The sequence below is a fragment of the Paraburkholderia sp. PREW-6R genome (assembly GCF_039621805.1).
Classification (GTDB): Bacteria; Pseudomonadota; Gammaproteobacteria; order Burkholderiales; family Burkholderiaceae; genus Paraburkholderia.
Genome location: NZ_CP155073.1, coordinates 1,184,339 through 1,197,373, shown reverse-complemented (window position 1 = coordinate 1,197,373; position 13,035 = coordinate 1,184,339). Strand labels below are relative to the sequence as shown.

General features: G+C 64.2%; 8 protein-coding genes. 1 reads left to right on the top strand and 7 read right to left on the bottom strand.

The genetic code is table 11. The features are described 5' to 3' along the window. Positions 1-72 precede the first annotated feature (72 nt). From AAGS40_RS05210 to wecB, 5 genes are all read right to left on the bottom strand, one after another. Positions 73-795 (bottom strand): alginate O-acetyltransferase AlgF, encoded by a 723-nt coding sequence (locus AAGS40_RS05210; RefSeq protein WP_345813650.1) that lies wholly within the window; start codon positions 793-795, stop codon positions 73-75. Between the two features lie 19 nt (positions 796-814). Then, the gene (locus AAGS40_RS05205) at positions 815-3,388 is read right to left on the bottom strand and encodes a bacteriophage N4 adsorption protein A (protein ID WP_345813648.1); all 2,574 of its coding nucleotides are present in this window, start codon (positions 3,386-3,388) and stop codon (positions 815-817) included. After that, on the bottom strand, positions 3,385-5,577 hold the full coding sequence (locus AAGS40_RS05200) for a glycosyl transferase family protein (RefSeq protein WP_345813647.1): 2,193 nt from the start codon (positions 5,575-5,577) through the stop codon (positions 3,385-3,387). Before AAGS40_RS05200 ends, AAGS40_RS05205 begins: the two co-directional genes overlap by 4 nt. Beyond that, on the bottom strand, positions 5,574-7,892 hold the full coding sequence (locus tag AAGS40_RS05195; protein ID WP_345813646.1) for a cellulose biosynthesis cyclic di-GMP-binding regulatory protein BcsB: 2,319 nt from the start codon (positions 7,890-7,892) through the stop codon (positions 5,574-5,576). Before AAGS40_RS05195 ends, AAGS40_RS05200 begins: the two co-directional genes overlap by 4 nt. Positions 7,893-8,154: 262 nt before the next feature. After that, a complete protein-coding gene (wecB, locus tag AAGS40_RS05190) occupies positions 8,155-9,336 on the bottom strand; it encodes a UDP-N-acetylglucosamine 2-epimerase (non-hydrolyzing) (RefSeq protein WP_345813645.1) in 1,182 nt (393 codons plus the stop codon). A 754-nt stretch (positions 9,337-10,090) separates the two neighbouring features. Here wecB and AAGS40_RS05185 point away from each other — a divergent pair. Beyond that, positions 10,091-10,252: a DUF1328 domain-containing protein gene (locus AAGS40_RS05185; RefSeq protein ID WP_144110505.1), complete on the top strand. Its 162-nt coding sequence runs from the start codon at positions 10,091-10,093 to the stop codon at positions 10,250-10,252. Between the two features lie 583 nt (positions 10,253-10,835). On the opposite strand, the gene rfbC is transcribed toward AAGS40_RS05185, so the two are convergent. Next, on the bottom strand, positions 10,836-11,387 hold the full coding sequence (gene rfbC, locus AAGS40_RS05180; RefSeq protein ID WP_345813642.1) for a dTDP-4-dehydrorhamnose 3,5-epimerase: 552 nt from the start codon (positions 11,385-11,387) through the stop codon (positions 10,836-10,838). Between the two features lie 104 nt (positions 11,388-11,491). Continuing rightward, positions 11,492-12,487 carry a helix-turn-helix domain-containing protein gene (locus tag AAGS40_RS05175; RefSeq protein ID WP_345813641.1) on the bottom strand — a complete coding sequence of 332 codons (996 nt, stop codon included), beginning with the start codon at positions 12,485-12,487 and terminating at the stop codon, positions 11,492-11,494. Positions 12,488-13,035 lie beyond the last annotated feature (548 nt).

Sequence of the window (13,035 nt, the reverse complement as noted above, 5' to 3'; positions counted from 1 at the left end):
CGCGCCGTCTTGCCTGATGGCTGCCGCGACGCTGCCGCACTGCAGCCCACAACGCTGCAGAACGCGTGCCGCTTACTTCGCGGCCGGCGGCCACGCGAGCGTATCGAGCGCGCCCGTCAGTACCGGTCTATGTGCGTCGCCGGTGACGAATACGCTGTAGCTGTCGCCGGCGGAAAGCGTCGGCAGCGGCAGCGCCGCACTCGCCGCAGCCGCACCGCACAGTCCGACCAGTTTCGCGCTGACCGGATTGATCGTGCGCGCATCCTGTGCGCCCGTTGCTATCTGCGCGAACACAATCGGACCGTTGCCGTCCACGCTGATCTTCGCGCTACAACCCGGCGCAAAGTTGAACGCGCGTAGTGTCGCCTTAAGACCGTCAGCACGCTCATAACGGCCGACGACCCACGTCGCGTGCCAGCCTTTCGCATCGTGACTCAGCGCCACCGTCACGGCGTCGCCGGCATGGGCAGACGGGTTCGCGGCGCCTGCGTCGGCGAGCACCTTGCCGTCGACGCTAACACGCGCCCCCGTACCCTGCGTCAACACGCTAAAGCGCGTGACGGCACCCGGCGCGACGGTTTGCGGCGCTTCGCTGCCGGCAAGCGCGACATGCGCCGCTTGTGACGACGCGTTCAGCACGCGCAGATACGACGCGTTGGCGGGCGGCTGCGGCCCATACAGACTGGCGACGTCGTCGGCCGCCGCATGTGCGCGAGGCACGAACACGAGACTTGGCACGAGCGCCGCGATTGCGACAGCCCACTTCGAACGGTTCAGGCTGATTGTTCTCATCATGCGTTTCGTTTTCATGCGTTCAATACGAGTAGATCAGGCCGAAGAACACCCCGCGCGCACGATCGTCGCCGGTGATTTTCAGCCGGTATTGCAGCGACAGATCGATGTAAGAGCGCGGCGCATCGTATTTGCCGTCGCGCATCCAGTAGCGCGTCGAAATGCCGACGCCGGCGCCGACCGGGAAGCTGTGATCGATGCTCGAGTCATAGTCCGCACCGATCACCGCATACGGGAACACAGTCCACTTCGGGCTATAACGGTCCATGCGGAACGTGCGGCCCACTTCGAGATTGGTCGTGCCGTACACGGAACCGGCGTTCAGATACGCGCCCGTTTCCGCATAGAGTTGCGCGGTCCACCATGACGGCACATCCACGCGGCGTTCGATACCTACACCACCCGAATACGCGAGGCGCGCGAGCCAGTCGGGACGCACCGCCGAGCCGACCGGAATGATCCGCTCGAACGCGACAATCGCGTCGATCTGAGAAAACGGCTTGGCGCGCGCGCCCACCGAACCTTGCAACGTCGACACGCCGCTCGGCCCGCTCTTCACACCGAAACTTTCATAACCGCGCGCGTAGAGTTCGAACATCCGGTCGCCGAGGCTGCCGAACGGCCGCCAGTATGCTTCCACACCGCTTTGCCAGTTATTCGACGTGCCGGGTGTCGGCGACGACGCGAAGCCCGGCTGCATGCCCGCGCCACGATAATTGACCGACGCGTCGAAGCCCCAGTCGCGCGTGGCCTCGGCGTGCGCGCTGCGGATGTCGTTCAGTTGCGCGGGCGTGGCCGCGGGCGTGTCGTCGGTCGGTTGCGCACCGTTGTCGATCGCGCGCCCGAAATACTGCGCGGCCTCTCGATTGCGATGCGCGTTCACCGCGGCATAGCCGGCGTCGGCATCCGCGCTCGCGGGCAACGTGCCGGCCTTGTCGGCCATCGCGAAGCGCTGGTAAGCGACGCGCTCGTCGCCGGCGCGCGATGCAATGTACGCCGCCGTCATGTCAGGCATCGCGTCGAGCATGCCGGCGTCGATCATGCTGTGCGCTTCGCGTGCCGCGGCGCGGTCGTCGCCCGCCGCGCTGAGCGCGTTGATCAGTTCCACGCGATGCTGCGGATCGTCCGGCGCCTCCTTCACCGCTTCGCGTGCGAAGCCGACGGCGCGGGTCTTGTCGTTGGCGGCAGCGGCGAGACTCGCCGCGCGTGCCGCCGCGAAACCAGGATCGGCCGCATAGACGTCGCAACTGGCGCCGAACTGGTCGACGACGCAGTCGATCACGGGGCGACGTGCGGGATCGACAGGCGTCGCAGAAGCCTGCCCCCGCGCCAGCATCCTGCGCGCCTGCGCGAGGCGCAATGCGATCGGCGGGTCCGTGTCGTCGCCGACGGTCTTTAGCGGAGTGAGCACGTCGAGCACGCGCTGCGGCCGCCCTTCGGCGAGCCATACGTCGGCGATGACCACGCTCGCCACCCGCCTGTTGCGCGCGGTCGCATCTTTCGACTTCAACGCCTGTGCGAAATCCGCGTCGGCTTCGTCGATCTTGCCCTGCGCGGCCAGTGCATAGCCGCGCAACACGAAGGGCATGATTTCCGTGCTGTCCGCGGTGATTGCATCGGTCGCGGCCGCCTGCACGCCCGCCAGATCGTTCGCGGCGAACAGCGTGTCGATCAGCTGGATGCGGTAGCCCACCAGATCCGGCGCATAGGCTACTGCCTGGCGCGCGAGCGCCGTCGCGCGGGCGTCATCGCCCTTCTTGCGCGCCGCATACGAGTCGCCCGACGCCTTCGGCGCGAGGCGGCTGCCGATGAAGCTGCGGCGTACGCGCAAATCTTCGTTGTCGCCGAAACGTCGAGTGGCTTCGAGGTCGGCGTGCCATGCATCGGCGTCCTGACCGGCGGCGCTCGCCGCGTCGATCAGCAGCAGACGCAGGCGCAACAGGTCGGGCCGCAGCGCGATTGCCTCGTTCGCGTATTTCACCGTGCCCACGAAGTCTTTCGCGGCATAGGCCTTGTAGGCCTGCTGCGCGGCGACGAGCGCGGGACCGCGCAGCGCATCCGGGTCGCCCGGCAACGGGCGGCCGCCTCGCGCCACGGCACGCGTGGACGCATTCAGCGCGTCGATCTGCTTGCGGCGCAACACCAGCGCGGGGTGATGGCCGATCGTCGCGATGGCGTCGCCGAGCGAGCGGCTCGCCTCGTTATAGCGACGTTGCGCGGCCAGTGAATTGGCGAGCAGCACGCGCAACGACACCACGTCGGGCCGCTGGCGAATCGCTTCGCGCGCGCGCGAGACCGCAGTGGCGTAGTCGCCGCGGCCGTAGGCGGCGTAAGCGTCCTGCGCCACGCGATAAGCCGCGCCGCTCAGCGGCAACGGCTCCTCCACAGATGCGGCAAGCACCGGTATCGCGTCCGTGGCTTGCGCAGATGCGGTGCGGCCGAGGCACAGCGCGCCGGCCATCAGCGCGGCGGTCGCTGCGCGCAACGGAAACGCCCGTGCGGGCGCGATGGCCGGTGCCGATGACGCTGTGGTTGCCGAAGCTGCCCGCGAAGCGCACGCCATTGCCGCGCGCTGTTCAAAAACTGTCTGGATCATTCGGATGCCGTCGGAGCGCCCTGCAGGCGGCGCTGTTGCTGGATTACGTTATCGAGTGCGGCGCGAGAAATCACTTCGCGCGCCACCATGTAGTCCCCGATCAAACCGTGGCGGTCCGGACGGTAGTGCTGCATGGCTGCCTCGAAGTCCCCGCGCCTGACGTGACCGTTCTCGATCAGCAGATCGCCGATCAGCGGCACACTGCGCGCCGGCGCGTGTTCGTCATGCATCGGCGCGGCCGCTTCGGGCGCCTGCGCGCCGTCGACCATGGGCGTCGCGACGCCGACACCACGCAGCAGCCGCAAGCCCGCTGCGATCTCGCCTTCGCGCACGATCTCCTGCACGAACGTTCCCGGCATCAACGCGCTCAGTTCGGCAAGAGCAGGCTCGGCGAGCGGGCTCGCGGTAAGCAGAACCGTGCGGCCGTTGGCCGGGTCGGTCTGCGGCAACACGCGATAGCGCACGATGGCTTCGAGCGGCAGCCGTGCGGCGTCCTCCTGAAGCTTTTCGGCGTACAAACGCCCACGCGGCAGATCGGCCTGAAATGCGATCGCTTCCGCGAGCGTTTCCTCGTCGAGCCAGCCTTTGGCCATCAGCACGCGGCCAAGCGGCGCTTCGCGCGCGTGGCTTTCACCGAGCGCCTGCTCGAGTCTGTCTGGATCGATGGCCTGCCAGGAGAGCAGCAGTTCACCCAACCGTTGACGGCGATTGTTGAAACCGTCCGCGGACGGAAAGTCGTGCATGGTCTTGTCCCATGCCAGCCGCTTGCCCGTGACGAGGTGCGTGATGAACATCTTCCACGCGCGCGAGACCGCCATGAAGTTGATGAAGTTCGCCACTACCATGCGCGGTACGCTCAGCACACCGTGCTCCCAGCCGTACAGGCGGGTCACGAAGTACACGCGCTGCACGACGCGCAACACCAGCGCGCAGCCATTGGCGTACAGCAGCGCCTGCAGCCAGCCCGCATCGGAGAACGGCGACGCGATCAGCTCCGGCATCCAGCCGAGCAGACCGGCGAGCGCGAACAGCAGGAACTGGATCACCAGGACATACGCAATGATGCCGACGAACGCAGTGACGGTTCCCTTGCGGTCGCGCGCCAGCAGGTAACGGTTCGCGAGCGAGCCGCTCCAGCCGGTCTGCTGCCAGCCTTGCAGGCCGATGCCGAGCGTCCAGCGCGCGCGTTGCCGGTAGGCAGTGCGAAAGGTATCCGGGAAGAACTCGCGCACGCACAGCGGCATCGTCACCGTGATGTCGCGTTCCTTGCCGAGGCCGAACCACGCCTTGCGGCGCGTGGCGAACTGCACGGGAAAGCGCGCAAAGATCGATTGCATGCCGAGCTTGCCGAGGCGCGCGCCGACATCGTAGTCTTCTGTGAGGCTCTCGGTATTAAACGGCTGGTTGCCCGTTTCCGCGACGAGCGCGAGCAGCGCGCGCCGCGAGAAGCAGGTGCCCACACCCGCGGACGGCACCGAGCCGACCAGGCTTTCGCGCACCACGAGGTCCTTGGCGTGCCACTCGGCGAACTCGTCCATATAGGTGCCGGCCACGAGTTCGAACCAGTTGCGCTCCAGCGACGCCACCGGCAACTGGATCATGTCCTTGCGCGGCAGCAGATAGTTGAAGAATTTCAGTTCGAGCGGGTGCAGCACGTCTTCGCTATCGTGCAGCACGACCCCGGCGAATTCGATCGCGGCTTCACGCTCGTACTTGAAGATCGCCGTGATGACCCAGTTCAGGCAGTCGGCCTTGCAGGTCGGCCCGTCGTGCGGCACTTCCACGCGGCGCAACTGCTTGTAGCGGCGGCGCATGCGCTCCACTTCGGCGATGGTCTCCGGATCGTTCTGATACGTGCCGACGAACACCACGTAATTGCGGTAGTCCATCACGCGAACTAGGTCCTCGATCATCGCCGCGACCACGTCGTACTCGTGCCACGCGGGCACCATGATCGCGATCGGCTGTTCTTCGCGCTGATAGAGCTGCGCAGTGGTGAGCGGCTTGTACGTGCGCTGCACCGTCAGGCGGCGGTACAGCGTACGGACCCAGTACCATGCGTCGATGAACAGATCGTCGATGCTGGACAGCAGAATGATGGCCGCCACCGCCGCCGCGACGTACTCGAGCCCTTCGTAGTAGTGGGCGACGGCGTAGCCCGCATACCATTTGATCAGCGCGATGCTCACGACTTGTCCCGATTCCTGCGACGCGCCACGTTGGCGATCAGCAGCAACAGCATCAGCAGGCCGACGAGCGCCGCCGGGATGCCCCAACGCAGCCAGTCACGCATCAGCCACGGGCTGTCGGCGTCTTCGGCTTGCACCACTTCGCCGGGATGACGCGTATCGAACTGGCGCAAGGTGCCGCTGCCGTCCACGATCGCCACGTCGCCGCGCGACAGTTGCAGCGAAGCCGGCAGGATCGCCGCGGTGTCGCCCACGGTGCGATACACGATGCCGGGTACGGTGCCCGACTTCACCGCTTCGATCACGCCCACGCGGTTCAGGCCCGACACGTCCGCGAGCATCCTGCCCGACGCGTCGGTCAGCGAAAGCCGGTCTTTCGACAGATGCGCGAGCGCCTTTTCGTCGGCGAGCGTAACGTCGGCGGCGAGGAACGCGCCTTTGGGGCTCACCGCCTCGCCGTCTTTCGCGACGCTGAAGTTAGCGCGCGTCGGCGCAATGCCGCTTGCGTTCGCGAGGCGTGCGACACGCGGCAGCACGTCGGTGGCGTCCTTCAGATAGGCGGCCGGCACGATCACATTTGCTTCCGATGCGAAGCGCGCCACCATGCCGGTGAAGTCGTCGTCGATCTTTGCGTCGACGAGCGTCAGATGGCTGCTCGGCAACACGGCGACCGGATGGCCCAGATCGCGCGGCTGGCAACCGCCGTCCGGCTGACGCTGGAACACGACGCGCAGCAGATTGTTCGGCGCGAGCGCGTAATGCGGCACATGCGCGGTGATCCGCTGCGGCTTGCCGTTCGCGGCGAGCAGTTGCGAGCCGATCAGCACGTCGTTGAAATAAACCGACGCCGTCTGCGCGCTGTTGTTCGACGTGGGCGATGCGGCCACGTCCAGCACCACGGCGCCCGGCAGTTTGCCGTTGCCCGATGCCGCACCGAGGTCGAAACTGGCGTCCCACGTGGCGCGCCCCTGAACGTCGAGCGTGCGCGGCTCGCCGCCGAGCAGCGACAGCGCGATTTCATCGCCGCGTGCGTTCGGCGCATTGTCGAGCTGATGCACGACGAGGCGGCTCGTCACGTCGATCGGACGCCACGTGCGCGCCAGTACCGCGACGCCGTCGTCATCGCTCACCACGATCGCGGTCTGGCCGCCGAGATGCGCGAGCCGCACTTCGCCGGAAGCCAGCGGCTGCACGATCGGAGCGATCGCGCGGGCACGCCACGCGTCGAACGCATCGGCGGCATTCGGCTGGACGCTCGCGACCTGGTCGCGCAACGCGTCGAGCGACGTCTTCAATGTGTCGCGCAGCGCATCGTCGGCGACAATCACGTCCGGCGCGAAGCCGGAGCGCGGCGTGAGCAAGACCAGCGCGCCCGCTTCCGCCGGATTCGCGAGCTTGTGCGAGCCGCCCGTGGCGAGCGCGGCAAACGCCGGGATCGCGCGCAGCGGCGCCGGCACGTCGATACCGGTCAGGTCCACGGTGTCGCCTGCCACCGGCCATGCGCGGGTGAGCGGCGCGCGTCCTTCGCGCTGCAGCAGCGCTTCGACGCGCCAGCCTGCGTCGAAGGCGGGCGCGGCGAGCGCGCGCGCGCCGAGCATCACGACCGGCTTGTGCGGCAGGGCACTCCACGCGCTGCGCAGATCGACCACCGAGTCCGGATCGTAGCGATACGTCAGTCGCGAGCTTGGCGCGATGCGCCAGACATTGCCGATCGCGGTCTGATCGGTACAGATGTTGTCGCTGATGACCGACGACCAGTCGAGACCCACGCGCACGAAACCGTTGGCGCGCGCTGCGCCATCCACGCCGATGCTCGCCGAGCCGTCGCCCTGATCCTGGGTGGGACTGCGCGACAGTACTGGCGAGCCGTCGAGCGACACCAGCATGGTCGTGCGTCCGCCGTTGCCGCGCAGGTAGCTGCCGTCGATCTGCAGGGTGGCGTCACTGAGCGCCACGCCGGCGGGCACCGGCAGATAGAGTTCCTGACGCCCGTCTGGCGCATGCAGCACGATCGGATCGCGCATGCCGAGTTCGGCGAGCGAGACCGTGCGTGTCGCAAGACGGCCGCTGCCGGCTTGCGCGAAACTGGCGGCAATGTCGGCGGGTGGCTGAGCCTGTGGCTGGGCTTGTGGCTGGGCTTGAGCGCCGGACTGAGCCTGCGCTTGAGCTTGAGCTTGGGAACGAGCGAGAGACTGCGGTGGGGTCTGCGCCTGACTCTGGGACTGAGCGGAGGTCGTTCCGGCAAGCAGCAGCGATGCGGCAAGCAGATTCAGTTTGATGCGCGTGTGGCGGCGCGCTGACGTTTCGAAAATCACGTTTTTTCTCTAGTTTGAGGCGCAAGCGGAAAACCCGGCATGCGTGGCACAGGAATAATCGGGAACGGCAAGCCAGACGTGATGCCGGGGGCTGTGGCCGGTTCGATCCGTCTTTCCAGGGGTCCTGAATGTGTTATCGGCGCGGGCGGCCATTCACTGAATCCAGCCCGCGTCACATGGCGAAGACAATCGACGCAAATACCGCCCTGTCGCAACGGGCAAGCCGGCCCAAGCCTTGCCGTGCGACGTGGGGGCGCTCGCGTCAGCGAATGGCGACCTGGCCGTTCGCGGTGCCGTCGGCATCGCCGTGCGCAAATTCGTCGAACGGACGCCCGGTCAGCGCCGCGACGATCCGTTGCGACGCGTGGCCATCGCCATACGGGTTGATGCGGCGCGCGAAGGCTTCGCGCTCGCGTGCGCTGTCGAGTAGCGCGGTTACCGCCCGCACGATCGACTCGCGCTCCGTGCCAACTAAACGCACCGTGCCGGCCTCCACGGCTTCAGGACGCTCGGTCACGTCGCGCATGACCAGCACCGGTTTGCCGAGCGCCGGCGCCTCTTCCTGCACGCCACCCGAGTCGGTCAGAATGATCGACGCGCGCTGCATCAGGCGCACGAAACCGAGGTAATCGAGCGGCTCGATCAGGTGCACGTTACGCGCGTCGCCAAGCGATTCCTGCACGGGGCCACGCACGTTCGGATTCAGATGGACTGGATAGACGATCTGCACCGCGTTGGTTTTCGCGAGATCAGCGAGCGCCGCGCAGATGTTTGCGAAGCCCGCGCCGAAACTCTCGCGGCGATGGCCCGTCACGAGCAGCACCGGCAATGCGCCGTCGAGGAACGGAAAGCGCGCGTCGAGTTCGGCGCGCAAGGTGGCGTCGCCGTCGATGCGCTCGGTGGTCAGATTCAGTGCGTCGATGACCGTGTTGCCGGTAACGATCACCTTGCCGTGCAAGGCCTCGCGTGCAAGATTCGCCTTCGAGCTGGCGGTGGGCGCGAACATCAGGTCGCTCATCACATCCACCACGCGGCGGTTCATCTCCTCCGGCCAGGGCTGCATCAGATTGCCTGTGCGAAGCCCCGCTTCGACGTGGCCTACCGGAATGCGGCGGTGAAACGCGGCAAGCGCAGCTGCCGACGCCGTGGTCGTGTCGCCATGCACCAGCACGCGGTCCGGCGCGACGGCGGCCAGCACGTCTTCGAGCGCGGCGATCAGGCGCGAGGCTAAACCATTGAGCGTCTGGTTGCCGGTCATCAGCGCGAGATTGTGATGCGGCTCGATCGCGAACAGATCGAGCACCTGATCGAGCATCTGTTGATGCTGGCCAGTCACGCAGACAATCGACTCGATTTCGCTGCAGGCTTCAAGTTGTTTGACGAGCGGCGCCATTTTGATGGCTTCTGGCCGCGTGCCGAATATCGACAAAATCCTCGATGGCATAGGTACTGGTCTTTTATTGGCTGTTTTACAGGCGGCGAACAACGCAAGACGCGAATCAGAAAATACGCGCCTCAAACAACCGGTCCCGATGTTCGTCGCCTGATACTGGTATCCCTTACGCCACAAACCATCGAATGAGAACGGCGCTCGACAGTGAGATTCCGGAACAACTGTTACCGCGCGCGAGGGAGCGAAAAGCGGATCGCCGCGCATTCTAACCCTTTTGTATAGCGTATTCACCGCATATTTCGGCAAGTTCGCGGGTTTTCACGGAGTGCGCCAAATACTACATATTCCTTACAAGGCCTCACAACGGTCATTGTGCCCAGCAGACGCGCGGCGCAAACGTTGTCGCGCGCAAGTATCGCAACGGCGCAGAGTGCTGATTGTTGAATCTCGATTGTGCTAAATCGCCACGATGCCATTGAAGTAACGTCTCGGGGTTTCTGGCTTATTCACAGGTGACTGCCGAACATAAAGTCGCCTGTTTCACCGTGACTACGTAAAGTATGTATTAGCCGACTCGTCACACCTTGCGCCCACGCCGTTTCAGAAGACTTGATATTGACGGCGCCTGAACATGCATGGATCCTAGGCCAGAGTACTGTGGCCGCATCTGGACATCGGCGATGGCCTGGCACGGGCACAGCGTTTGCTCTACTCCGCTCGCCGGCAGAAAACCCGTCAAAGCACACTGTGCGGACAACGAGTCGCCGTTTTTTATCAATCCAGCAATCCATCGGTGGGAGGCCCCATGCTTCGATACGCTGCAATTTTCCTCGTTATCGCGATCATCGCCGCGGTGTTCGGCTTCGGCGGCATTGCCGCCGGCGCAACGGAAATCGCCAAAGTGCTGTTCTTCATCTTCGTCGTGATCTTCCTCGTTACGTTGCTGATGGGCGTCATGCGACGGTGATGCACCTGGCGGTCGACGTAGAGGCTTTGGGTCGACCGCGTCAGTGAAGAAGTGCCAGCCCCGATGTCGATGTCTGCGACTCATTGCAATACTTGCTGCCTGTCATTGCAATAGTTGCTGACCACATCGGGGCTTTTTGCTGCTCCTTCTGCTGGTCCTCATCTGCTGGCTCTCAAATATCTCTTACCCGTTTCCTTGCCTATCCCGGCGCGTGCACTGCATCGCAGCACCGCACCCAGTGCGTTGTCTCGCCCGCGATCTTTGGACGGCCTTCCGAAGCAGGTTCAAACACTAGCTGCGACGTACGCGCCTGACGGCTTCCGGTTAGACGTCTCTCCCATCTCATGGGTCGATCTTTTCCACAAGCTTCGCACCCCGAAACATCATCGACGCGCCGAGGTCGACGACTTTTCCGTCGGGACGACGTAACCGCATCGAGTGCGAGTGCGGTTTCGCTCGTGCTGTGCGCGCTGAAATGGTCACGCTGCGCCAGATGTCGGCCGCATCGTTCGATATCCTGATGAATTCTGACCAGGGAGCGTGCGAGTTGTTGGACTCGCGGTGGTCGTCGCGCGGCGACGATTCACGCAATATTTTCTGCCTCGTAAAGACGCCGGCCGGCGGCGTCTTTCGCACCGAGCGTGGGCGGCGATTCGATCGGCCAATCAATGCCGATATCGGGATCGTTCCACAGAATGCAGCGCTCCAGTTCGGGAAACCAGTATTCGGTAGTTTTCCACAGGCACTCTGCCACGTCGGATAGCACCACGAACCCATGTGCGAATCCGGGCGGCACCCACACCTGCCGGAAATTCGTGGCACTCAGATAGGTGCCGGTCCACTTGCCGAAGGTTGGCGAGTTGAGTCGCACATCGACCGCCACGTCGAATACTTCTCCTGCCACCACGCGAATCAGCCGCCCCTGCGGACGCTGAACCTGATAGTGCAGACCGCGCAACACGCCGCGCACCGCACGCAGATGCCTGTCCTGCACGAAGTTGAAACCGAGCGATACCTCGTCGGTAAACTCGTCCGCGCTAAAGCTTTCAAAGCAGAAACCGAATTCATCGCAAAAGACCTCTGGCTCGATGAGCTTCACCTCCGGCAATGACGCCTCCATTACCTTGTTGCCCATTGCCACTACGCTCGCAAGAAGTCTGCACGACGAAAATACGGCCGCTGAAGCGGCCTCGTGAAAGGAGCGGTACGGCCGCGCGTTCGTCGCACGCCGTACCCATATCAAGCCTCGCTGGCTGCCCGGCTACGGGCGCGATACTCGGTGGGAGAAAGCGCCATGCGCTTGCGGAAGATCTTCGCAAGGCGGTCGCCGTTGCCGGTGCCGCTGCGCCGTGCGATCTTGTCAACGGGCAGTTCGGTCTCGGTGAGGAAATTGCACGCAATACGTAACCGGACCTGCAACAGATAATCCGACGGCGTAACGTGCATCTCATGCTTGAAGCGGCGCAGGAAATTACGCTCGCTCATGGCCGCCACCTGCGCTGCGTCCGCCACCGACACCGGGCGATCACAGTTGGCTTCCATCCAGCGCGCGGCCGCACGAATCTTTTCGGCGACGCTCAGCGTACCGCCTTCCGCCGGCAGCGGCACCCACGTCGCAGCCATGCCAGGCATTACCCGGTCGGCGACACTGCGCGCGAGTTCCGCGCCGAGATCGCGTTTGATGAACATCAGCGCACTGCGCGCGCAGTCGTGCCGGTCGTTCGATGCGTTAAAAGAAGTGTCCGCCGGAGCGTTTCCGAGCAGGCGGTTGATCTGCAACCCATCCTGCTCGGCGGGCGCCGCGGCGTCCAGTACGAGCCGCCCCTCGCCAATCGTTTCGATTGCGCGTGTGCGTGGCTGCACGGTGCGCAGCCAGTTCAGCATGCGTTCGTCACGTGAGGCCACGTGCGCGCCGTAACCACCCGCGATAAACAGCACATCGAAGCCGTTCGTGTAACGCGAGTCGATGCGATCGGTCCAGATTCTCGCCGACGACGAACTGGCGACGCTGCCGCCGTCGAGCGACAGAAACTGGATTTCGTAAGGCGGTTCCTCACCGGCACGCGAGCCGGACAGTTCGTTCGCGGTCTGGAACATCTCGACTACTGTGCCCGGCCCGAGCAGCCAGAAGCCGTCGAATAACAACACACCAATTCGCCGCGCTGCAGTACGAACGTTCAAAGCCGGCGTGTGCAACCAGGTAACCCTCGCAGTATCAAGGTTCATGTGCGGCATGATCTATCCCCAAACTGTCGTACATTGTGGACCCCGAATGCCCATTAGCTGGACGATATGTTTGGAATGAATTGCAGCAGCCAGCATTGCGGCCGCCGTTTAACGGATTATGCGCAATGTTAGCGGAATGCTCTGCAGTAGTAAAACTGAAAAAAGAAAATCGCCTTGCATTGTCTTGTATGAAGAATAACGTTTCCAGCTGTTTCATACGGCTGTGCGCGCCTATGCCATCCGCGTGTGAAAGGCGGCCGCCTGAAAAGGGAATGGGTGTCCAGGAACCGCTGTGCGCCTTGCGCCGCAAGGCGTAGCGTCCAGACAGGGGCAACGCGCGGCAAAAGCGGGAAGTGTTTTAAGGCGCTCCCGTGCCGTTATCGAAAGTGTTTCAAATCTGAACATTAAACATCGCAAATAATGACGATTACCTTTGCCTTTTATTCGCAAAGAGGGAATTTACAGGCTGATCCGCGCACCGCTCGGTACCTTATATAAACGACATTACAGTTAATGGCTAATTCAATGACGGCACGTGAGCAAAAATGTTTCGAAAG

Bases quoted from the DNA above. Each gene is read 5' to 3' on its own strand.
- wecB (WP_345813645.1), bottom strand. From the start codon at position 9,336: ATGCCATCGAGGATTTTGTCGATATTCGGCACGCGGCCAGAAGCCATC.
- AAGS40_RS05210 (WP_345813650.1), bottom strand. From the start codon at position 795: ATGATGAGAACAATCAGCCTGAACCGTTCGAAGTGGGCTGTCGCAATC.
- AAGS40_RS05205 (WP_345813648.1), bottom strand. From the start codon at position 3,388: ATGATCCAGACAGTTTTTGAACAGCGCGCGGCAATGGCGTGCGCTTCG.
- rfbC (WP_345813642.1), bottom strand. From the start codon at position 11,387: ATGGGCAACAAGGTAATGGAGGCGTCATTGCCGGAGGTGAAGCTCATC.
- AAGS40_RS05175 (WP_345813641.1), bottom strand. From the start codon at position 12,487: ATGCCGCACATGAACCTTGATACTGCGAGGGTTACCTGGTTGCACACG.
- AAGS40_RS05185 (WP_144110505.1), top strand. From the start codon at position 10,091: ATGCTTCGATACGCTGCAATTTTCCTCGTTATCGCGATCATCGCCGCG.